At 59.3% G+C, this 20,547-nt stretch carries 19 protein-coding genes and 2 tRNA genes; 12 read left to right on the plus strand and 9 right to left on the minus strand.

Annotated features, from left to right (window positions below):
- Nucleotides 1-26: 26 nt before the first annotated feature.
- The gene (locus NAC44_RS03180; protein WP_250937727.1) at nucleotides 27-278 is read right to left on the minus strand and encodes a hypothetical protein; all 252 of its coding nucleotides are present in this window, start codon (nucleotides 276-278) and stop codon (nucleotides 27-29) included.
- Here NAC44_RS03180 and NAC44_RS03185 point away from each other — a divergent pair.
- Together NAC44_RS03185 and NAC44_RS03190 are read left to right on the plus strand one after the other, a co-directional pair.
- Nucleotides 264-337 (plus strand) — tRNA-Gln (locus tag NAC44_RS03185). The two genes, NAC44_RS03180 and NAC44_RS03185, sit on opposite strands and share 15 nt — an antisense overlap.
- Nucleotides 338-595: 258 nt before the next feature.
- Nucleotides 596-781, plus strand: coding sequence for a hypothetical protein (locus tag NAC44_RS03190; protein ID WP_250937729.1), 186 nt, complete (start codon nucleotides 596-598; stop codon nucleotides 779-781).
- Between the two features lie 207 nt (nucleotides 782-988).
- Here NAC44_RS03190 and NAC44_RS03195 read toward each other — a convergent pair whose 3' ends face one another.
- Nucleotides 989-1,777: a pseudouridine synthase gene (locus tag NAC44_RS03195; RefSeq protein WP_420839859.1), complete on the minus strand. Its 789-nt coding sequence runs from the start codon at nucleotides 1,775-1,777 to the stop codon at nucleotides 989-991.
- Nucleotides 1,778-1,948: 171 nt separating this feature from the next.
- Between NAC44_RS03195 and prmB the strand changes: the two genes are divergently transcribed.
- Complete coding sequence (gene prmB, locus NAC44_RS03200) at nucleotides 1,949-2,863, plus strand: 50S ribosomal protein L3 N(5)-glutamine methyltransferase (protein ID WP_250937730.1); 915 nt, start codon at nucleotides 1,949-1,951, stop codon at nucleotides 2,861-2,863.
- Between the two features lie 30 nt (nucleotides 2,864-2,893).
- Here prmB and NAC44_RS03205 read toward each other — a convergent pair whose 3' ends face one another.
- Nucleotides 2,894-3,517, minus strand: a complete 624-nt coding sequence (locus tag NAC44_RS03205; RefSeq protein ID WP_250937732.1) for a HupE/UreJ family protein — start codon at nucleotides 3,515-3,517, stop codon at nucleotides 2,894-2,896.
- Between the two features lie 202 nt (nucleotides 3,518-3,719).
- Here NAC44_RS03205 and NAC44_RS03210 point away from each other — a divergent pair, with 202 nt between their 5' ends.
- The 5 genes from NAC44_RS03210 (at nucleotide 3,720) to NAC44_RS03230 (ending at nucleotide 8,206) form a co-directional block, all read left to right on the plus strand.
- Nucleotides 3,720-4,331, plus strand: a complete 612-nt coding sequence (locus tag NAC44_RS03210) for a HupE/UreJ family protein (protein WP_250937733.1) — start codon at nucleotides 3,720-3,722, stop codon at nucleotides 4,329-4,331.
- Nucleotides 4,331-5,134: a hypothetical protein gene (locus tag NAC44_RS03215; protein WP_250937735.1), complete on the plus strand. Its 804-nt coding sequence runs from the start codon at nucleotides 4,331-4,333 to the stop codon at nucleotides 5,132-5,134. The genes NAC44_RS03210 and NAC44_RS03215 overlap by 1 nt, the downstream gene beginning before the upstream one ends.
- Nucleotides 5,131-5,739 (plus strand): DUF1007 family protein, encoded by a 609-nt coding sequence (locus NAC44_RS03220; RefSeq protein WP_250937736.1) that lies wholly within the window; start codon nucleotides 5,131-5,133, stop codon nucleotides 5,737-5,739. The genes NAC44_RS03215 and NAC44_RS03220 overlap by 4 nt, the downstream gene beginning before the upstream one ends.
- Nucleotides 5,740-5,896: 157 nt before the next feature.
- Complete coding sequence (locus NAC44_RS03225; protein WP_250937738.1) at nucleotides 5,897-6,922, plus strand: AraC family transcriptional regulator; 1,026 nt, start codon at nucleotides 5,897-5,899, stop codon at nucleotides 6,920-6,922.
- A gap of 246 nt (nucleotides 6,923-7,168) precedes the next feature.
- The gene (locus NAC44_RS03230; protein ID WP_250937739.1) at nucleotides 7,169-8,206 is read left to right on the plus strand and encodes a zinc-dependent alcohol dehydrogenase family protein; all 1,038 of its coding nucleotides are present in this window, start codon (nucleotides 7,169-7,171) and stop codon (nucleotides 8,204-8,206) included.
- A 65-nt stretch (nucleotides 8,207-8,271) separates the two neighbouring features.
- Here NAC44_RS03230 and NAC44_RS03235 read toward each other — a convergent pair whose 3' ends face one another.
- The gene (locus NAC44_RS03235) at nucleotides 8,272-8,697 is read right to left on the minus strand and encodes an OsmC family protein (protein ID WP_250937741.1); all 426 of its coding nucleotides are present in this window, start codon (nucleotides 8,695-8,697) and stop codon (nucleotides 8,272-8,274) included.
- 5 nt (nucleotides 8,698-8,702) lie between these two features.
- Nucleotides 8,703-9,587 carry a LysR family transcriptional regulator gene (locus NAC44_RS03240; RefSeq protein ID WP_250937744.1) on the minus strand — a complete coding sequence of 295 codons (885 nt, stop codon included), beginning with the start codon at nucleotides 9,585-9,587 and terminating at the stop codon, nucleotides 8,703-8,705.
- A 109-nt stretch (nucleotides 9,588-9,696) separates the two neighbouring features.
- On the opposite strand from NAC44_RS03240, the gene NAC44_RS03245 reads away from it, so the two are divergent.
- From NAC44_RS03245 to NAC44_RS03255, 3 genes are all read left to right on the plus strand, one after another.
- Nucleotides 9,697-11,193: a CoA-acylating methylmalonate-semialdehyde dehydrogenase gene (locus NAC44_RS03245; protein WP_250937745.1), complete on the plus strand. Its 1,497-nt coding sequence runs from the start codon at nucleotides 9,697-9,699 to the stop codon at nucleotides 11,191-11,193.
- 547 nt (nucleotides 11,194-11,740) lie between these two features.
- Nucleotides 11,741-12,211, plus strand: coding sequence for an iron-responsive transcriptional regulator RirA (rirA, locus tag NAC44_RS03250; RefSeq protein ID WP_250937746.1), 471 nt, complete (start codon nucleotides 11,741-11,743; stop codon nucleotides 12,209-12,211).
- Between the two features lie 64 nt (nucleotides 12,212-12,275).
- Nucleotides 12,276-12,794, plus strand: coding sequence for a gluconokinase (locus tag NAC44_RS03255; protein ID WP_250937748.1), 519 nt, complete (start codon nucleotides 12,276-12,278; stop codon nucleotides 12,792-12,794).
- A 213-nt stretch (nucleotides 12,795-13,007) separates the two neighbouring features.
- On the opposite strand, the gene NAC44_RS03260 is transcribed toward NAC44_RS03255, so the two are convergent.
- The 4 genes from NAC44_RS03260 to NAC44_RS03275 all read right to left on the minus strand — a co-directional run bounded on the left by NAC44_RS03260 (nucleotide 13,008) and on the right by NAC44_RS03275 (nucleotide 16,115).
- Nucleotides 13,008-13,733: a CDP-diacylglycerol diphosphatase gene (locus NAC44_RS03260; protein ID WP_250937749.1), complete on the minus strand. Its 726-nt coding sequence runs from the start codon at nucleotides 13,731-13,733 to the stop codon at nucleotides 13,008-13,010.
- 158 nt (nucleotides 13,734-13,891) lie between these two features.
- Nucleotides 13,892-15,139 carry an NAD(P)/FAD-dependent oxidoreductase gene (locus NAC44_RS03265; protein ID WP_250937751.1) on the minus strand — a complete coding sequence of 416 codons (1,248 nt, stop codon included), beginning with the start codon at nucleotides 15,137-15,139 and terminating at the stop codon, nucleotides 13,892-13,894.
- 154 nt (nucleotides 15,140-15,293) lie between these two features.
- Nucleotides 15,294-15,370 (minus strand) — tRNA-His (locus NAC44_RS03270).
- A 295-nt stretch (nucleotides 15,371-15,665) separates the two neighbouring features.
- Nucleotides 15,666-16,115, minus strand: coding sequence for a phasin (locus NAC44_RS03275; protein WP_250937753.1), 450 nt, complete (start codon nucleotides 16,113-16,115; stop codon nucleotides 15,666-15,668).
- Nucleotides 16,116-16,433: 318 nt separating this feature from the next.
- Here NAC44_RS03275 and NAC44_RS03280 point away from each other — a divergent pair, with 318 nt between their 5' ends.
- Nucleotides 16,434-20,537 carry an ATP-binding protein gene (locus NAC44_RS03280; protein ID WP_250937754.1) on the plus strand — a complete coding sequence of 1,368 codons (4,104 nt, stop codon included), beginning with the start codon at nucleotides 16,434-16,436 and terminating at the stop codon, nucleotides 20,535-20,537.
- The last annotated feature ends 10 nt before the right edge of the window (nucleotides 20,538-20,547 follow it).

The following is a 20,547-nucleotide window of genomic DNA, read 5'->3' on the forward strand; positions in this document are numbered from 1 at the left end:
ACGGCATGCCGCAGACGACTGCTTGATTATGAACGTTGGTAAAATTCTAGCAGGATCAACGGACTTCGCCAAATGCTTTTTAACGGTACATCTGCCACCCAGCACCAATCCATCCGCAAACGACCCATTCCATCCATAAGTTGCGCGCCATCGCCCTCACGTCTCTCCACAGAAAGAAACGGAATTTTTTCAAAATACCCCTTTGCAATCGCAAAGCTTTTGGTTATAAGCCGCTCCACCAGACGGGCAGCCGCCTGACCCGTTGGGGAATAGTTCAATGGTAGAACGACGGACTCTGACTCCGTTAATCTTGGTTCGAATCCAGGTTCCCCAGCCAATTCTCGCTAAAAGCCTTTGATTTCTTGGTTTTCCAGTCGTGCCGGATAGTGTTTTGGCATCAATGGCGACCTGGTGCCCACAGGTGATGCCCAGCCGAATGATGCCCCGCCGCAACGGGTGTGGTGGCGATGTCGTTGAGATGGAGCTCGATCTCGAAGCGGGTTGGGCCAGTCAGCTCATGGCAAGGTTCGGGAGCCGGACGGAGCTTACGTTGGAAAATGGCTGTACGAGCCTGACCTAGCCGCAGAGCCAGGCCATGGCAGCCGGCCAGCTTCATCGCTTCGTCAATGAGAGGAATGTCGGCGATATGATCGTCACCTACGATCCGTCGCGCCGGGTCTATTTGGTGGGCGAGATCGCCAGCGCCCATCGCCACGACATCTCGATCGACCCGGAGGACACACAGGTCCGGTCCGTGCGAAGGGATGGGATGGGATGGTGAAGTCAACCACCGCCGTCTTGTTGCGGACTCATGCGCCCCCCCCATTCGCCGCAACCTCCTGCAGACTGTGTGAGACCGGAATTCGCATGACATACAATTATCCCCAGAGAATTTCATCGTTTCATTGAAAAGTTGAAATTCTCTAGGTCTTTGTTTTCAAGTATTTCCGGGTGGAAAACCGTTGCACACTTTTCTCGGGATACTGCTCTAAATTCTCATCAGCCTGCGCAACACACCAACCTCCGCCTGCGTCAGCGCCCTATACGCACCCTTTTCCAGATCGCCCAGGGCAAGCGGGCCGATGGCGACGCGAATGAGGCGCAGGCAGGCGATGTCGAGGGCTTCGAGCATGCGGCGGATCTGGCGGTTCCTGCCCTCTTCAAGCACGATTTCCAGCCAGGAGTTGCGCTCTCCGGTTCTCAGGATGGTCGCATGTCTGGCGCTGAGCCGTTCGCCGTCATGGTCGAGACCCTGCATCAATGCGGCGGTGATGCTCTGGTCGGCGATGCGGTCGATCTGCACATGATAGGTTTTGGCCACATGGGTTTCCGGGTCGAGCAGAGCCTGGGCGAAGCGCGTGTCATTGCTAAAGAGCAGCAGACCTTCGCTCGCCTTGTCGAGCCGCCCGACCGGAGACAGATGGGTGTGGTTCACATCACGCAGGCAATCGAAGACGGTCGGCCTGCCTTCGGGATCGTGACGGGTGGTGACCAGTCCGCGCGGCTTGTTCAGCATCAGATAGACCGGCGTTTCGGCAACGACTTTTTGTCCATCGACGGCGATGACATCCCGGTCGATATCCACCCAGGTTTCAGGATCGGTCACGATCCGTCCGGCAAGACTGACCCGTCCGGCAGCGATCAGGACCTCTGCTTGCGTGCGCGAACAAAAGCCGAGTTTGGACAGCGCACGCGACAGCATTGTCCTTTTGCCGCCGGCCTCGGACCCGGCCTTGCTTGCAGCCAAAAATTTCTGCCGTTTTGAATTGTTTTTCATCACACTTCCCTGATAGATCAGAGTTCTCCAATGCATGATGCGCCGCAACCTTTGCATAAGGCAGCAGCGTTATCCGGCTGGGAAACGCCGTCTTGTAAAAATCATTGTCCATGGTGCCTGTCCACCCTTGATGACAGATGCCGGACAGCCAGCTCTGGAACGGAGAACGCTTTGACCCAGGACGATATCACCGAAAGCCTTGTGACGTTGCGCGATTACTGGCGCTATGCGATTTCCCGTTTCAACGCCGCCGAACTGAGCTACGGCCACGGCACGGCGAGCGCTGGCGACGATGCCGCCTTTCTGCTGCTTGATACGCTCGATCTGCCGATCGACACGCTCGATCCCTTTCTCGATGCGCGCCTGCTTCCTTCAGAGCGCAAGCTTTTGGCCGAGCGGATCGACGCGCGTGTTTTAACCCGCAAGCCCTCCTCTTACCTCACCGGCCATGCCTATATTCAGGGTGTTCGCTTTCATGTGGATGAGCGGGTCATCGTGCCGCGCTCCCATATCGGCGAATTGCTGTTCAGCGAATATTTAAGCCCGGACGGTTCCTCCTTCCTGCCCGATCCGCTGGAGGTGGAAAGCGCGCTCGATCTGTGCACCGGTTCCGGCTGCCTTGCCATTCTGGCGGCAAAATTCCTGCCGAATGCCAGGATCGATGCCGTCGATCTCTCCGCCGATGCGCTGGCCGTTGCCCGGCGCAATGTCGAAGAGCATGAGGTGGAGGATCAGGTGAAACTCATCGAGGGCAATCTGTTCAAGCCGCTGAAAAACAAAAAATATGACCTGATCATCACTAATCCGCCTTATGTCGATCAGGCCGCCCTTGCCGCCTATCCGCCGGAATTCAAGGCCGAACCGGCGCTCGCCCATGATGGCGGCGAGGACGGGCTTGATCTGGTGCGTGACATTCTCGATCAGGCGGCAAAATATCTCAAACCCGAAGGCGGGCTGATCTGCGAAATCGGCTCGGGCCGCGAGATTCTGGAGGAGGAATATCCGCAACTGGACTTCCTCTGGCTGGAAACGGCCGCATCGCAGGATGCCGTCTTCTATCTTTCCGCCGAAGCGCTGGGTGTGTGACCCGCTATATCTGGCGACCGGGCAGTGTGCTCAAAACTGTCCGGTTGCCAGATAATAGATGCCAGCCAGAACGATCGCACCGCCGATGGCACGCACCACCAGACCATTGTAAAGCCGCCCAAGGCCAAAGCCCAAGGCAATGCCGAAGAGGTGAATCATGCCGGTGGCAACGACAAAGCCAACCGTATAGGCGGCCGGATCGCTGGCATTGGGGGCCATCTTGCCATGCGGATAGCCGTGAAACAGGGCAAAAAGGGCGATGATCGTCAAGGAGGCCGCTTCAGGCGCTTTCCATTCGGCGGCAATGGCCGCACCCAATGCCAGAAGCGACAGGGAAATGCCGATGGAAATCACCTCCATCGGCACATTGGCCAGCATGCCGATCACCCCGCCAATGCACATGATCAGCGGAAAGGTGGCAGGCAGTGTCCAGACGGAGCGTCCACCCATCTGCGCGCCCCACAGGCCGACGGCCAGCATGGCCAGAAAATGATCGCCGCCGAGCAGCGGATGCTCGAAACCGCTGCCGAAACCGCCCATCGGCCCGCCGATAATATGCGCAGAGGCCGGTTTCGCGGCCAACGCCATCAGCAGGGCCGCCGAAGCGATGAGCTTGAAAGGGTTCGCTTTTCCCCGGCAATTGCTGATCTGCATGTCGCTTCCTCTTGCAGGTCGTCCTCTCCCATGGCCTTATACGCGCAAGCGTGACAGAAAACAGGCAGAAACTGCAGACAACACAATTCGGTCGCAATGAAAGACTGCAAAAGGATATAGGGTCAGAGAGACCGGTTCATGTCAGCAGGCGCATAGAGCCAGGCGAGGACATGATTTCAGGCGCCAAATACGGAGTAAAAGGATGATCGGGAAACACATCAGGCCGAACCGCAAGGCAGCGCTTAAGCTTGCCTCTCTGGCGGGCATGATGGCGCTGGTGCCGGGTCTGGCCGAAGCCCATATCATTCAGGGCGGTTCGGGCGGATTTCTGCAAGGCTTCGAGCATCCGCTATCCGGCGCCGACCATCTGCTGGCGATGTTTTCCGTCGGGCTCTGGGGCGCGCAGATGGGCGGGCGCAATGTCTGGACCCTGCCGATCGCCTTTCCGCTGATCATGGTTCTGGGCGGCATCATGGGCATTGCCGGTGTGCCGCTTCCGGCGATTGAAACCGGCATTGCGCTCTCCATTCTGGTGCTCGGCACGGCGATTGCCTTTGTCTGGCGCCCACCGGAATGGCTGGCGCTGACGGTGATCGGTATTTTCGCCATCTGCCATGGCTATGCCCATGGTGCGGAACTGCCTCAGGCTGCCGATCCAGCCGATTTCGCCATCGGCTTTGTTCTGGCGACCGGTCTGATCCATCTGGCCGGTATTGCTGTCGGCCTGTGGATTACCAAAGCGCTCGGCAGCCGTATGGTGCGCATTCCCGGCGGGTTGATCGCGCTGGGCGGTCTCTATTTTCTCGTGACCTGATGGCAGGAACCTCGTCCCGATCGACAAACCCCGGTCAGCCGGGTCCGGTGCGTCGCCGTCTGCAGGTGGCGCTGGCCGTTCTGGCGCTGGCGATGGCCGCGGCGCTGGTCTCGACTGCTGTTGAAACCTTCCGCGCCCAGGGAAGCCTCGACCACTGGCTGCTGATCACCACCTTTACCGCAGAACGGCTGTTGCCGCTGATCGGCGCCGGGGTGATCTTCGCCCAGGTGCCGCTGCAACGCCTGCCCTTTCTGCTGATCCTGATGCTTTTGGGCGGATTTTCCGGCTTTGCCCATCGCGATGTTCTCATGCAGCTTCTCAGCCCGCTGCCCGCAGCGCCGACGCATTTCTTTCTGGTCGGGCCGATTGCCTGTATCATTGCCGGTGTGCTTCTGGTGCTGCCGCCGACATTGCGCTTCTGGCCGGGGCTTTTGCTGATGCCGGTGCTGGGAGCAAGTTTCGCGCTGGCCGTCGATCTTTCCGATCCGAGCCTGCATGACCGGTTTTATCTGCCGCTGGCGGTGACAGCGGCCTTGTGGGTGGTGCTGACCGCCGGTGTCATTGCCGGCAGTTCCGCCGCCCCCTGGACGGCGATTGCCTCGCGCGTCTTCGGCAGCTGGCTGGTGGCGATCGGCCTTCTCTATGGCGGTGCTTACATGGTGTCGAAATACACAGTGCTGACGCCACCGCCTTTCGAACAGCCGCCTGCCCCGACAGGCGACACGCCGGGTTTCGATGCGGTGCTGAAATCCTTCAACCGCTGGGGCTGGACACGACCGGCGGTGACGGGAGAGACCCGATGAGCCGCAAGATGAAAAGCATGGCGCGGATTGCGCTTTCAATGCTGGCCCTGTTTGCCGCAGTGCCACCCGCCCTTGCGCACCCCGATATCGCCATTACCGTGCGGCTGCTGTTCAATCTCCGGCTTGGGGTTTTGACCGGGCTTGGCGAAAGCTGGACCTTCGACAAGACCTATAGCCGCACCCTGCTCGACCAGTTCGACCGAAACCGTGACGAAAAGCTTGATGAAGACGAAGTCAAGGCGTTGGGGGCCAAACTGGCTGCCGATCTCAATCGCCGCCAGTATTTCACCGAAATCACCCTGGATGGCAAACGCGCCGCCGGGCTGACGATGGAGGGTTTTTCCGCCGTGGTGGACAAGGGTGTGGTCACGGCAAGCTTTGCCTTCAGCGTTGCCGCGCCGCTTGATGTCAGCGGCCGACCGATTGCCGTCACCCTGCTGGACCGTGATTATGTCGCCGCCTTCCGCCTTGCCGATCAGGCAGGCATTCAGCTGCGCGGCGATCCCGACAACAAATGCAAGACCTCGACTGCACCCGATCCTGCCAATGCCTATTTTGCCGGGCTGGTGGTGCCGACCAAGATCACGCTGAGCTGCCAGCCCTGAGGGATTGCGCCCCTGCCGGACAAGGCTTCAAACAGGATTGAGCAGGCTGCTGAAAAAGGTGAGCCGGGCTGAAACCGGTCTGTTTCGATTACACGAGGCAACACATTCAAACTATGCTAGATAGAGGGCACCGACGAGCAGAATAGAGGAGGTGTTCATGCTCGAAACTGCACTTCTTGAGGATGGAGCAGGCAAGCCGCTTTTGAGCGGCAAGCTGAATGACTCGCGAGAATGGTCTGCCGTCAACGCCTTTTGCAATCGGACATATATGCCGCTTTCAACACGCCCGCTGACGCGCGGTATGGATCCGGATGCAACGATGCGCATGTTGAAGATCGGGCGGATCACCTTCAGCCGTTTCTGCTTTGGAACCCCGACACGAGCGGATGATTTTGATCCGACATCCGGCAACATCATTGTCGTCAATACACTTCGTGGCGCCGTACGACATCCCTTGACCGGCAACGATGCTTTTGACAGTCGGCCCGGCGACAGTTACGTCGTCGATTGCAGTCGAACCAACTATTGGAACATCGCGGACGGCAACGACCTGCAACTGAACCTGACCATTCCCCATAAAATCATGGAGGAGACGGCTCTGCGCTGGTACGGTTTCGTGCCGGGGGACGATCTTTGGAAAAAGAGATTGGTTTTCGGTGTCGGTCATTCCGGATGGTTATCGCTGCTCGAATATGCCACACGCTCGCTGGATGCACGCCGCGATGCCATCGCCAATCCCTTGATTGAGCAGCGCATTGAGGAGATGCTGTGTCTTGAGCTTCTGCGCAACTGGTCCGAATGCGCAGGGTTGAATCTGGAAACGGGTGCACGTGCAGCAGCCCCTTATTATGTGCGGGAAGCAGAACGGCTGATGATCGAGCAGGCCGCTCAAGCACCCAGTATACTGGATATTGCTGCGCGGGTGGGGGTGACTGCGCGGTCACTTTCCGAGGGTTTTCGCCGGTTTCGCGGTATAACGCCACACGCATTCCAGCACCGGCAGAGGCTCGCCTCCTTGCGCCAGGCACTGCTTGCAGCGCGACCTGACGATACCGTCACCTCGATCGCAACCGCACATGGCTTTATCAACCTTGGCGTGCTGGCCGCAAGCTATCGCAAACAATTTGGCGAAAGCCCTGCCGACACCTTGCGCAAACGTCCATTGACGGCATCACCCCCCTAAGACACTCCGGGCGACTGCATCTGAAAGTCCCTTCGATCCGGCTCGATTGTGTCGATTGCATTGCATTATGCATTTCTTCCGTTTTCGAATGGAGATTTCCGAAGCGGAATGTGTGCGGCACATTCGGTGCTGTACAGCGGATTTTTTGCGGCGTTATTTCTTGTCCTTGTCAATGTGTGACCACCGACCTTGTCCGGTCTTACCCCGAGAAGAAAGGTCACATCCATTGCAAGGAGGAGAAACATCATGAAAGCGCTGGTTTATCAGGGTCCGGGGAAAAAAGCCTGGATGGAGAGAGAAAAGCCCACCGTTCAGAAACCAACCGACGTGATCGTCAAGGTCATGAAAACCACCATCTGTGGAACGGACCTACACATCTTGAAGGGAGACGTTCCAACAGTAGACGAAGGACGGATCCTCGGTCACGAGGGCGTCGGCGTTGTCGAGGAGGTCGGCTCCGCCATTCGCAATTTCAAAAAGGGAGATTCTGTTCTGATCTCCTGCATCACGTCTTGCGGCTCATGCCCGAATTGCAAGCGACAGCTCTATGCCCATTGCGATGACGGTGGCTGGATTCTCGGCCACCGGATAGATGGGACACAAGCTGAATATGTCAGAATCCCGCACGGCGACAATTCACTCTATCCGATTCCGGAAGGAGCGGACGAAGAGGCTCTGGTGATGTTGTCCGACATCCTGCCGACCGGCCTTGAAATCGGCGTGCAATCCGGCGGCGTCAAGCCGGGCGATACGATCGCTATCGTCGGGGCAGGCCCCGTCGGCATGTCCGCACTCTTGACGGCGCAATTCTATTCGCCAGGCCGCATCATCATGATCGACATGGATCCGGCCCGGCTGGCACTGGCCCGTCAGTTCGGAGCGACCGATACTGTCCAGGTTGGTTCGGAAGATGCCGCGCAAACGGTCATGCAGATGACGGGCGGTCAGGGTGTGGATGTTGCAATCGAAGCCGTTGGCGTGCCGGCAACCTTCGACATCTGCCAGAAAATCGTCATGCCGGGCGGCAAGCTTGCCAATGTCGGCGTTCACGGCAAATCCGTCGATCTGCATATCGAAGATCTCTGGATCAAGAATATCAATATCTCGATGGGTCTTGTCTGCACCAGTACAACGCCAATGTTGCTCAAGACCGTTCAGGCCGGGAAGGTTGATCCGAAGAAGTTGATCACCCATCGCTTCGACTTCGACGACATTCTCGATGCCTACGAGGTGTTCGGCAATGCTGCACGCGAAAAGGCGATGAAGGTCATTATCGCTGCCTGATTCGCGATATTATCGTGCCGATCGAGCCGGACTTGGTCGGCACGCCCCTCCGGTCGGATTATGCTCTACCCTTTCAGTGTCGTGACAAAGCGCGGATCGGCGCGCAGCGTGTTGCTCACCGTGCAGACCTCGTTTTCCGCCCGCCGGGCAATGGTCTGGCGGGTTTCCTCGTCGATTTCGCCGGTGATGGTGAAGGCGATCTCGAAGGTTTCGATGCGCGATAGTCCTTCTTTCGCTTTTTCACCCGTCACCTCGGCGCTGATCTCGACGATGCGGTTCAAGACGCCAAGCTCGCTGGCAACGATGCGGGCGCTCATCACCAGACAACCGGCCAGCGAGGCATAGAGGAGGTCGAGCGGATTGAAGCCCGGTTGCGAGGGTCCGGTGACGATGGCGATTTCGCCGCCCGTTGCCGAGCGGATTTCGGGAAAACCGGTGCGCCCCAGTTTGGCCGTCGCCCCCACGGCCCGCTGTCTGAGCTTCGTCTCCATCTGTGTCATCCTTCGAAAATGGCCCTTTCGGCCGCAACCTGTTCCTTCAGATAATCCACCACGGTGCGGATGCGGGCAAGATCGCGCAGGCTTTCGTGATAGGTGGTCCAGTATGCCCTTTTGATGACGATATCCGGCAGGATTCTGACAAGCTCGTCATATTGACGGGCAATATAGCTGTGCAGAATGCCGATCCCCGCCCCGGCCAGCACCGCCTCGGTCTGGCCAATCGCCGAGGAAATCTCGAAACCGGCATTCCAGTCGCGCATGATCTCGCCGGTAAAATTCAGCGAGGGCGTGAAGATCAGATCTTCGACATAGCCGATCCGCCGATGCTGCTTGAGATCATCAACCGTCTTCGGCATCTCGTGACGCGCCAGATAGGTGCGCGAGGCGTAAAGCGACAGGCTGTAATCGACAAGATGCGCCGAAACGAGCCGGCCCTGCCCCGGTCGCTCCAGCGTCACGGCAATATCGGCCTCACGCTCGGACAGCGAAAAAGAGCGCGGCACCGGCACAAGCTGGATTTTCAGCTCCGGGTGACGCTCGATCAGCCCGCCAAGCCGCGAGGCAAGAAAAAACACGCCAAACCCATCCGGTGCGCCGATCCTGACCGTGCCCGCCACTTTCGTATCGGTGCGGCCAAGCCGGGCCTGCGCTTCGAGCATTTCGGTTTCCATCCGCTCGGCCGCGGACAGAAAGGTCTCGCCCTCCGCCGTCAATTCGCAGCCATGGGTGCGGCGGACGAAAAGCCGGGTGTCGAGCGCATCCTCCAGCGCCGTCAGCCGTCTGGACAGCGTTGCATGGTTGAGCCCGAGACGACGTGAGGCGGCCAGAATCTGGCCTGTGCGGGCAATGGCCAGAAAAATACGCACATCATCCCAGTTCATTGACGGCCCTTAACGTTATTTTTTGCACAACAGATGCGTAAATCATCGCGTTGCCTTGTGCAAATGAAAGCCGGATACTGCCACCATTCAAAAACAGACGGAGGACCCCATGTATCAGATCGGGCATTTCATTGGCGGCAAGGCCGTGGCTGGCACATCCGGCCGCAGCCAGTCGATTTACAATCCGGCCACCGGCGAGGTTCAGGGCGAAGTGGCTTTGGCCAGCGCCGAGGAACTGAACGCGGCGGTCGCTAGCGCCAAGGCCGCCCAGCCGAAATGGGCCGCCACCAATCCGCAGCGCCGTGCCCGCGTGTTCATGAAATTCGTTCAGATGCTGAACGACAATATGGATGAACTGGCCGAAATGCTGTCGCGTGAGCATGGCAAGACCATTGAAGACGCCAAGGGCGACATCGTTCGCGGTCTGGAAGTCTGCGAATTCGTCATCGGCATTCCGCATCTCATGAAGAGCGAGTTCACCGAGGGCGCTGGTCCCAATATCGATATGTATTCGATCCGGCAGGCCGTGGGCGTTGGCGCTGGTATTACCCCGTTCAACTTCCCGGCGATGATTCCCATGTGGATGTTTGCCCCGGCCATTGCCTGCGGCAATGCGTTCATTCTGAAGCCCTCCGAGCGCGATCCTTCCGTGCCGATGCGTCTTGCCGAACTGATGATCGAGGCCGGTCTGCCCGAAGGCATTCTCAATGTCGTCAATGGCGATAAATCCGCCGTTGATGGTCTTTTGACCCATCCTGATATTGGTGCCATTTCCTTCGTTGGCTCCACGCCAATCGCGCGGTATGTCTATGGCACGGCGGCGATGAACGGCAAGCGCGCCCAGTGCTTCGGCGGTGCCAAGAACCACATGATCATCATGCCGGATGCCGATCTCGATCAGGCCGCCAATGCGCTGATGGGCGCAGGCTACGGCTCGGCAGGCGAGCGCTGCATGGCGATTTCCGTCGCCGTTCCCGTCGGCGAAGAGACCGCCAACAGGCTGATCGAAAAGCTGACACCGATGGTGGAATCGCTGCGCATCGGCCCCTATACCGATGACAAGGCCGATATGGGCCCGGTGGTGACGAAAGAGGCGCGCGAGCGCATCCTCAGCCTGATCGACAAGGGCGTCGAGGCCGGGGCAAAGCTCGTGGTCGATGGCCGCGATTTCAAGCTTCAGGGCTATGAAAACGGCTATTTCGTCGGCGGCTGCCTGTTTGACAATGTCACGCCGGAGATGGACATCTACAAGACCGAAATTTTCGGCCCGGTTCTCTCCGTCGTCCGCGCGAAGAATTACGAGGAAGCCCTCGACCTGCCGATGAAGCATGAATATGGCAATGGTGTCGCCATCTATACCCGCGACGGCGATGCCGCCCGCGATTTTGCCTCGCGCATCAATATCGGCATGGTCGGCGTCAATGTGCCGATCCCGGTTCCGCTCGCCTATCACTCCTTCGGCGGCTGGAAAGCCTCCTCCTTCGGCGATCTCAACCAGCACGGCACCGATTCGATCAAATTCTGGACCCGCACCAAGACCGTCACCAGCCGCTGGCCGTCTGGCATCAAGGACGGTGCAGAATTTGTCATGCCGACGATGAAGTGATGCCAGACGGCATTGCCAGTCTGCTCGTCCTCACTTCGTTGCGGGCGTGCGGGCACGGCATCTAGGATGGCGCAGAATTTGTCATGCCGACGATGAAGTGATGCCAGACGGCATTGCCAGTCTGCACGTCCTCACTTCGTTGCGGGCGTGCGGGCACGGCATCAAGGATGGCGCAGAATTTGTCATGCCGACGATGAAGTGATGCCAGACGGCAGTGCCAGTCTGCACGTCCTCACTGCGTTGCGGGCGTGCGGGCACGGCATCAAGGAGGGCGCAGAATTTGTCATGCCGACGATGATGTGATGCCAGACGGCATTGCCAGTCTGCACGTCCTCACTACGCTGCGGGCGTGTCATTGTTCAGTCTGCACGTCCTCACTACGCTGCGGGCGTGCGGGTTGATAATCAGGAAAAACGGAAGGGCAAGGCTCACACCTTGCCCTTCCGTGTCTCTGCCATCATTGTGAGCGGGAAAATCCTCTTTTTGGAATTGTTCAAAACTAGAAAAGCGACTATATAGGCTGGGACAAAGGCTGAAGGAGACTGCCATGCGCCTGACCAAGCAGACGAACTATGCGGTGCGAATGCTGATGTATTGCGCAGCCAATAAGGACAGCCTCAGCCGGATTCCGGAAATCGCCAAGGCTTACGGCGTCTCCGAGCTTTTCCTCTTCAAGATTTTGCAACCCTTGAGCAAGGCGGGTCTGATCGAAACCGTGCGCGGACGCAATGGTGGCGTGCGGCTTGGCCGTTCTGCCGAGAGCATCAGCCTGTTCGACGTGGTCAAGGTCACCGAAGACAGTTTTGCCATGGCCGAATGCTTTGAGGATGATGGCGAGATCGAATGCCCGCTGGTCGATAGCTGCGGCCTGAACTCGGCCCTGCGCAAGGCGCTCAACGCCTTCTTTGAAGTGCTGATGCAATATTCCATCGACGATCTGGTCAAGGCGCGTCCGCAGATCAATTTCCTGCTCGGTCTCAACGACATCAAGCCGCCGGTTCCCGCACCCGCCGCTTGATCTTGCCGCACAAGCCTTTACAACATCTGCCGATCAGAAACGTGAGTGAAAGCGGCAGAAGGCGATGAAAACCATTGTGGTCATGGGGGTCAGCGGTTGCGGCAAGACCTCCATAGGAGAAGGTCTGGCAGAGCGTCTGCACCGTCCTTTTCTCGAAGGCGACAGCCTTCACCCTCAGAGCAATGTTGAGAAGATGGCCAGGGGAACGCCTCTGACAGACGATGATCGCTGGCCATGGCTTGCCGCCATTGGTGCGCGCATGCAGCACTCCATCGCCGAAGGCAAGCCGCTGATCGTCTCCTGCTCGTCGCTGAAACGCTCCTATCGCGACCTCTTGCGCGAAGCGACCGGCAACAATACGGTTTTCGTCTTTCTCGATGGCAGCGAAGACCTGCTGACCCGCCGGATGAGCGGGCGCGAGGGCCATTTCATGCCGGTCAGCCTGCTGAAGAGCCAGCTCGCCACGCTGGAAAATCCGACGGGCGAACCGGGCGTGGTGACGGTCAGCATCGACCAGCCGGTTTCAGCGATCATCGAAGACGCCACCAACCGGCTGGACAAGCTGTTGACCGGGGCGGCCTGATTTTCCTTACAGCGCCGTGCGCCAAATATGGCGCACAAAGGTCGCTGTAAGACTTTTAATCTGCTGCATCATTTTCTCCTTAAATCGATGCCGATTTAAGGAATTATGCAGTAGAGCCTGTCAGGTTTAGAGTGAACCAGACAGACTCTCCCATTCTTTGTTTTCTTTTGTCTTTGCGGGAAAACCGGTCACCACTTTTCCTCGGACCAAACTCTAATGATCGATGGCGCAGCTGTGGTCCTGCACATCTTCGCCGCCGGCCATGCCCGTAGCCGTCAGGAAGGACGTATCGGTCAGCACGATAAAACCCGGCCCTTCCTTGAAATTGGCCCCGACGACAACAAGATTTCGCTTGGCCATTTCGGTTGCCGGGTCTTTCAGGGTTTTCGCCAGTTCGATGAAGGGCTTGTAGCTGCCGAGCGTTTCTCCCATCACCTTTTCCGCGATGAAATGATGACCGGCGACCTCAACCGGCAGAGGCGCCCATTCCGGCTTGACCTCATCGGCCACCTTCGTCAGTTCCTTGTGCGCATCGACGCTCAGGCAATCGATATGAATATGCAGCTGGTTCTGGCTGCGGGCGTTTTCGGCATTGACGGCAAGGCTGACCTCGTCGCGCGGCAAGGGGTGCGGCAGTTTGCTGTCAACTGCCTTCTGCTCAGTCCAGGCATCGGCAAAGAAATTCGGCGTTTGCGGATCGAGCAGCGCCTTGTCCTCAATGCCGGTGATCTTGTCAGTCGGGATCAGAAGATGCTGGGCCACACCGCGCAGATCCTTGAGCAGGGCATAATGCTGCTCTTTGTTGACGCTGACGCAAGGGGCTGTGTTCACCACGCATTTGTTATGAACGATCTTCCATAGAGCATCCGGATCGGCATGGGCGAGCGGGGCGGCAGTCACAAGAGCAAGGCAGGCAAGGGCGGCAAGGCGAAAGCGCATATGATGATCCTCGACAAAAGAAATCGCTTGGACATTCAGCATAAGCGCCAGCGCCGTTTTTGATGATGACGGCCACCTGATAGCGCGGTCACATTTTCGGGAGCGTCTCGCGCGTCAAGGCCGCCCCCTTCAAGGCTTCTCGTTCAAGCACCCCCTATTCAAGGATTAAAACGCTCGGCCCGATACGGGGTTATATCGAGGAAAGGCGTCTCGCCGGTCATCGCCTCGGCGATCAGCCGCCCGGTGACGGGGCCAAGCGTCAGCCCGTGATGGGCGTGGCCAAAGGCAAACCATAACCCGCGATGACGCGGCGCCGCGCCAATGATCGGCATCATGTCCGGCGTGCAGGGGCGTGCGCCCATCCAGGGCTCGGCATCCAGACGCTTGTCGAAGGGGAAAATCGTCCGCGCCACTTTTTCCGCCCGTTCAAGCTGCACCGGCGTCTTCGGCGCATCACGCAAGGCAAATTCCGCGCCGGTGGTCAGCCGGATGCCCTGCGTCATCGGGGCCAGGAAATAGCCGCGTTCCTTGTCCATGGTCCAGTTGTTGAGCACCGCATTGCCCTTGGCGGCATAATGCATGTGATAGCCGCGCTTCACCCCAAGCGGCAGCCGGTAGCCGAGCGGCACCGTCACTTCTTCCGCCCATGGCCCGAGCGCCACCACGGCAGTCTTGCCGGAAACCTGCCCTTCTTCGCTCATCACCTCCCAGCCATGGCGGGTCTGGCGCAGGCTTTTGGCGTCCCCTTTCACCATTTTCCCGCCCAAACGCTCAAACAACGCCAGATAGGCGCGCGTCAAAGCGAGCGGATCCTTGACCGACCAGGGATCGGTCCATTTCAGCGCGCCGACGAACACCGGAGCCAGATGCGGTTCGGTGCGGGCCAGATCGGCGGCTGTCAGCTTTTCATGGGCAAGGCCGTGCTCACGCGCCAGCCGCTCGGCCTCGGCATATTCCCGGTCGCGCACGGCAGCACTGCGAAACACCTCGACCCAACCATCCTTGCTGATCAGGCTGTCGGCCTTCGCCTCATCGATCAGAACCTTGTGCTCGCTGACAGAATGCGCAATCAGCGGCGCGTAATGGGCGGCTATCGCCTTATGGCGCGCCGGATGGGAATGATGCCAGTAGGAGGCGAGAAAAGGCGCAATCTTGGCCAGTGCGGAGAGATGATAATGGGCATCAATGCGCCGGTTGAGGCCATAGCGCAGGATCATGCCAAGCTCCTGCGGGAAATTATAGGGCACCACGCCCTCACGCTGGATCAGCCCGGCATTGCCATAGGAGGTTTCCTCACCTGCCCCGCGGCGGTCGATGAGCAGCACCGATTGCCCCCGCCTTGCCAGCTGCACCGCCGTCGATACGCCAACAATACCGGCCCCCAGCACAATCACATCGACAGCCATAACACACCCTTGCCAGCCAGATGATGGACAGAAACGGGAATCACGTCCGTTTCCGAATAGTTCAAGCAAGAGCCATGCCGGGGAGAAAAAATCAACAGACACAGCCAGGAGCAACGACAAAACATCGCTCTAGTGACGCCTATATCTGATAAAATGGTACGGTTGAGTGGAGTTGAACCACTGACCTCAGGTGCCACAAACCTGCGCTCTAACCAACTGAGCTACAACCGCATAAACAGCGCCGAAGCGATGTGGGGGTGAAATACGGGCAGTGCGGCTTTTTTTCAAGCCCTTTTTTCGTCTTTCCGGCGATTTCTTCATGCGACTGCAGCATTCCTTCCATCGGGCCTTCCATCGGGCCTTCCATCGGGTGAGATTGAAGGTGAACATGATGCAGCAGATGAAAAGCGTTACAGCGCCATGCGCCATATTGGGCGCACGGCGCTGTAGTGTGGACGAAAGCCGGAATACAAAAGGGACGGCGATTGCCGTCCCTTTTCCAAAAATCAGACAGACCGCAGCGATCTCAGGCGGTCTTGACGGCCTTCATTGCCTTTTCAGCGGCATCCTTGCCCGGCTTGGAGACGGATTCGGCCACTTTCTTGACGGCATCCTGCATGGACTTGGCCTGTTCAACGGTGACTTCAGCCTGCTTGCGGATGAAAGCGGTCTGCAGTTCGACCAGTTCGGCAACGGACTTGACGCCCATCAGCGCTTCCATGTGCGACAGCGACAGTTCGGAATTGGTGCGCAGCGCATTGATCGCCTTCAGGCCCAGTTCGACCGTGCCGCTATGAGCGTTCTGCAGCGTGGCTTCAACCGTCTTGCTGGCATCTTCCGCTGCCGTCTTCATCTTGGCATAGGCGTCCTTGGACTGGGCAGCGCCCTTTTCAGCAAATTCACGGAAGCTGTCGGACAGCTTGGCCGGGTCGAAGGCCGGGAAGGGGAAAACATCAGCAGATTGCTTGGTAGCCATGATTGCACTCCTCAAAAGGGCGGCTCGCTGCCGCCGTTTGTTTCCAATAAGGCTTATATAGCACAGGGATTTGTGCATTGCAATATTTTGTTGCAGTGCACAATAACCATCTTCACGCAACGCAGCCCTGCGCCCTGATCATGCCGAAGCAAGCATAACCCCGCCTCTCTGCCCTGTCGTTTCAAAAAGCCTTTATCGCCGGTCGCTGTTAACCCTGATTTCGGATAGGCGAGCGGCCATCTGGACCGAAAGCCGGTGCGAAGTTATTAAAAATCTGTTAAGACGGTCCGGAAACGGCAAACGATCGACAGGTTGACCATGGTCGCTACGCATTATCCCTTCATCGATATCGCCGTGCATGGCGCGGTGCGCGATCGTTTTGCCCGTGGCGAAGCTATGGTGCTGTTTTCCGCCGATCTCAAACAGACGCTCTGGGCCAATGGGAAAGGCGCAGCCTTCTTCGGCAAGGAGACGGTTTTCGACCTTCTGGAACAGGGCGCACCAGCCCAGGACGTCACGTTCCGCCAGATTGCCGCCATGGCGGGGCAGTTACAGGAGACCGGAGCAAGCCGCGACCTCATGCTGCGCATTGGCAGCGGCTTTCGCCTTGTGCCGGTGACGGCACGGCTTCAACGGCTGGAAATTCGTGCGGGCGAGCCGGTCATCCTCTTTTCCCTGCCCTCACCCGGCTTCAACAGCCTGACCGACAGGGCGGAAAGCCTGATCTCCGGCTTCGACGATCCAGACACCCACATGGCGCTGATTGATGGCGACGGCGGTGTGATCCGTGCCTCCAGCCATTTCGACCGTCTCGGCATGACGGCAGAAACGATGCAGGCGCTGGCCCGCCAGACCGGCCATGAAGCCGGGCGGCTGATGAAACGCCCCATTCCCACTGCCTGTGGCCGCCTGCCTGCCGCCATGGCCTGCCTCAGCGACACACCGCAGCTTTATCTGCTTTTTGCCGTCGAAACGCTTTTGGGCGGCATGGATGAGACGGAAACGGCAACCGCCATGCCCGCGCCGCAAGCGGCCCGGCATGTGCCTGATCACGTGCCGGATCAGGATGCGGCCATTGCGCAGACCCTGCTTGCCTCTGAAGAAAATAATCAGCCTGTATCGGAGCCGGACCCTCTCGTTCCCGCCAGCCCCACCGGGGAGGATGCGGTCGACGCCTATGCGGATGTGGTCGAGGCGCTGGGTGGAATAACCGAAGTCGAAACCGAACTGCAGGATTTCTCGCCGCCGGTCACCCTTGCTCCATGGCTGGAGGACGAAAGCGCTGCGACGCAGAGCGAGAAGGCAGACGACGAAGCCGGTGACCGTGTCGAGGCGCCAGCAGATGCAGACACCGAAACCGAAGAGAGCGCCGCCTTTGACAGCGCAACCGCTGAAGACAGGAGCCATGATCCGCTGCAACTGACGGCTCTGACCGGGCCAATGGCGCAAGACGACCGCCCCGCCACAGAAGAGACATCGGCTGAGCCCGGCATTACTCATGAGGAAAGCGGAGCAGAGGCTGAAGACCAAGCCTCTTCAGACGTAGATCTGGCGAAGGTGGAACAAGAGCGCCAGGCTGCCGCAGCACCGGCCTCAGCAGAAATAAACAGGACCGAACGTTCGGATGCTGCGCCGGAAAAAGGGGCTCAAGCAACACAGGTTCAGGCAACACAGGTTCAGGCAACAACGGTTCAGGCAACAGGGGCTGAAGCAACAGGGGCTTTTGTCTTTGCACCAAAACTCCGGGCGATGCGGTTTGTCTGGAAAATCGATGCGCTTGGCCGGTTTACCGAAATCTCGCCGGAATTTGCCCAGGCCGTCGGCCCGCATGCCGCCGCCATCAAGGGGCAGGCCTTTAGCGATGTCGCCGCCCTTTTCGATCTCGATCCCGAAGGCCGGATCGGCGAACTGCTGAAAAAGCGCGACACCTGGTCAGGCAAGACGATTTTATGGCCGGTGGAAGGAACGACGCTCAGGGTGCCGGTCGATATCGCCGCTCTGCCGACTTATACGCGCCAGCGGGAGTTTGACGGTTTTCGCGGCTTCGGCGTCGTGCGGCTGGCCGATGTCATCGAGGATCCCGACAGGGTTGGCCTGACGCTTGCGCCCGAGACTGGCCGTGAGACAGGTACTGAGATAGAGACCAAAGCGCCCGTGGCAGAACCGCCCGTGTTTGGCGACAGCGAGACGGATGCGGCCTCTATTCCGGCCCTGACAATGCCTGCCGCTTCACCCTTGCCGGAAGAGGAAGAGCCGAAGCAGCAAGAGCAGGAACAGCAAGAACCGGTGCAGGACGAAGCGGCACAGGGTGAGGCGATGCCTGAAGCAGCGCCCGCCGCACCGGACGATGCAGAACAGACACCCGTCCTTTCCATGACCTCTTCGCAGAAGGACGAGCAAGGCCGAAGCGGGTCTGAAAAGCCCGTGACGGATGAGGCCGGAACCGGCGAACCGGCACCGCTCGCCTTGACGGAAACACCGTCGCGCCGGCTGAGCGACCGGGTCGTGCAGATGGAGGACCGGCGCATCCGGGGTCGCGAAGGCCTGAGCCCGGTGGAACAGGCTGCCTTTAAGGAAATCGCCCGCAGGCTCGATGCGCTGGGTGTGAAAATCAAGCCGTCTTCGCTGGATGAGGCAGCAAACGGCAATGACGAGATCGACAATCCCGGCCCGGCGACAGATGAGCCGCAGCAGGACACCATGGTGGCGGATGACGCAGTGGCAAACGCAGCCGAGGCCAGCGCCCTCCCCATCGCGGCCAATGATAGTGCCGCCATCAAGACGGCGCCCGAGGCGTCAGGCCCGTCTGCGCAACAGCCGGAGACCGAGCCGACCGACAACAGCGCGCCACCCTCCCGCGACGCTGTGATACGGGCATCCGTCCCTGGCGCCATGCCGATCAGCCGCCGTGACGTGACCTTCACACCCGACGTGCTGGACATGCTGCCGGTGGCGCTTCTCGCCCATCGCGGCGACCGGTTGATCCATGCCAATCCGGAATTTCTGTCGCTGACCGGCTATCGCAGCCTTGCCGATCTCGAACAGGCCGGCGGTCTTGATGCGCTGATGCAGCGGATGGAGATTGCCGAAGACGGGAAGAACCGGAACAGCCTGATGATCGTGCGCCAGACGGACGAAACCATTCCGGTCTCGGCCCATCTGCAATCGATCCGCTGGGAAGAGGCAAGCGCCCTGCTTCTGGCGCTGGTGCCGGAACGGCAGGAGAGTGCAACGCTGCCTGAGGAGCAGCCCCCCGCCGCAGCGCCAGCCACGGCTCAGGCAGAAACCGAAACCCGCAATCTCGCCGCCGAAGTGGCGGAACTGCGCTCCATCCTCGAAACGGCCACCGATGGCGTGGTGACGCTGGGCGCAGAAGGCGATATCCGCACGATGAACGGTGCGGCCAGCGGGTTGTTCAATTATGACGAGGCCGATCTTGTCGGCAGGCCTTTCGTCACGCTGTTTGCCCATGAAAGCCAGCGGCTGGTGATGGAGTATCTTGCCAGCCTCTCCGGCCATGGCGTCGCCAGCGTGCTGAATGACGGGCGCGAGGTGATGGGCCGCGAATCCTCCGGGGGCTATCTGCCGCTCTTTATGACGATTGGCCGCCTGCCCTCCTCCAACGGGTTTTGCGCCGTCATCCGTGACATTGCCCAGTGGAAGCGGACGGAAGAAGAATTGCGCAACGCCAAGCGCGCCGCCGAGACCGCCAATCAGCACAAAAGCGATTTCCTCGCCCGTGTCAGCCATGAAATCCGCACGCCGCTCAATGCCATTATCGGCTTTGCCGATATCATGGCCAATGAGCGTTTCGGCCCGATCGGCCACAGCCGCTACAGCGAATATGCCGCCGATATCGGACGCTCCGGCCGCCATGTGCTCGACATTGTCAATGATCTCCTCGATATTTCCAAGATCGAGGCAGGCCAGATGCAGCTCGATTTCACCACCGTCAATCTGAACGAAACGGTTGCAGAAGGGGTGGCGCTGGTGCAGCCGCAGGCCAATGCCGAGCGTGTCATCATCCGCACGGCGCTGTCGCAGAACCTGCCGGACGTGGTGGCCGATCTGCGCTCGATCCGGCAGATCGTGCTCAATATTCTCTCCAACGCCATCCGCTTTACTCCGCCGGGCGGGCAGATCATCGTCTCGACCGGGCTGGAAGCCAATGGCAGCGTCATTTTGAGGGTGCGCGACACCGGCATCGGCATGAGCCGGGCAGAGCTGGAACAGGCGATGAAACCCTTCCGTCAGGTGGCGACGAACGGCGTGCGTCTGCGCGGTGACGGCACCGGCCTTGGCCTGCCGCTGACCAAAGCCATGGTCGACGCCAACAAGGCGCAATTTTCCATCCAGTCGGCCCCGAATGAGGGAACACTGGTGGAAATCGCTTTTCCATCCCAGCGCGTTTTGGCAGAATGACTGCGTGACC

The organism is Allorhizobium sonneratiae, from assembly GCF_023700755.1.
GTDB lineage: Bacteria > Pseudomonadota > Alphaproteobacteria > Rhizobiales > Rhizobiaceae > Allorhizobium > Allorhizobium sonneratiae.

Coding starts and splice junctions, on each gene's coding strand:
- NAC44_RS03190 (WP_250937729.1), top strand. CDS start 596: ATGGCAGCCGGCCAGCTTCATCGCTTCGTCAATGAGAGGAATGTCGGC.
- NAC44_RS03195 (WP_420839859.1), bottom strand. CDS start 1,777: ATGAAAAACAATTCAAAACGGCAGAAATTTTTGGCTGCAAGCAAGGCC.
- NAC44_RS03205 (WP_250937732.1), bottom strand. CDS start 3,517: ATGCAGATCAGCAATTGCCGGGGAAAAGCGAACCCTTTCAAGCTCATC.
- NAC44_RS03210 (WP_250937733.1), top strand. CDS start 3,720: ATGATCGGGAAACACATCAGGCCGAACCGCAAGGCAGCGCTTAAGCTT.
- NAC44_RS03215 (WP_250937735.1), top strand. CDS start 4,331: ATGGCAGGAACCTCGTCCCGATCGACAAACCCCGGTCAGCCGGGTCCG.
- NAC44_RS03220 (WP_250937736.1), top strand. CDS start 5,131: ATGAGCCGCAAGATGAAAAGCATGGCGCGGATTGCGCTTTCAATGCTG.
- NAC44_RS03225 (WP_250937738.1), top strand. CDS start 5,897: ATGCTCGAAACTGCACTTCTTGAGGATGGAGCAGGCAAGCCGCTTTTG.
- NAC44_RS03230 (WP_250937739.1), top strand. CDS start 7,169: ATGAAAGCGCTGGTTTATCAGGGTCCGGGGAAAAAAGCCTGGATGGAG.
- NAC44_RS03235 (WP_250937741.1), bottom strand. CDS start 8,697: ATGGAGACGAAGCTCAGACAGCGGGCCGTGGGGGCGACGGCCAAACTG.
- NAC44_RS03240 (WP_250937744.1), bottom strand. CDS start 9,587: ATGAACTGGGATGATGTGCGTATTTTTCTGGCCATTGCCCGCACAGGC.
- NAC44_RS03245 (WP_250937745.1), top strand. CDS start 9,697: ATGTATCAGATCGGGCATTTCATTGGCGGCAAGGCCGTGGCTGGCACA.
- rirA (WP_250937746.1), top strand. CDS start 11,741: ATGCGCCTGACCAAGCAGACGAACTATGCGGTGCGAATGCTGATGTAT.
- NAC44_RS03255 (WP_250937748.1), top strand. CDS start 12,276: ATGAAAACCATTGTGGTCATGGGGGTCAGCGGTTGCGGCAAGACCTCC.
- NAC44_RS03260 (WP_250937749.1), bottom strand. CDS start 13,733: ATGCGCTTTCGCCTTGCCGCCCTTGCCTGCCTTGCTCTTGTGACTGCC.
- NAC44_RS03265 (WP_250937751.1), bottom strand. CDS start 15,139: ATGGCTGTCGATGTGATTGTGCTGGGGGCCGGTATTGTTGGCGTATCG.
- NAC44_RS03275 (WP_250937753.1), bottom strand. CDS start 16,115: ATGGCTACCAAGCAATCTGCTGATGTTTTCCCCTTCCCGGCCTTCGAC.
- NAC44_RS03280 (WP_250937754.1), top strand. CDS start 16,434: ATGGTCGCTACGCATTATCCCTTCATCGATATCGCCGTGCATGGCGCG.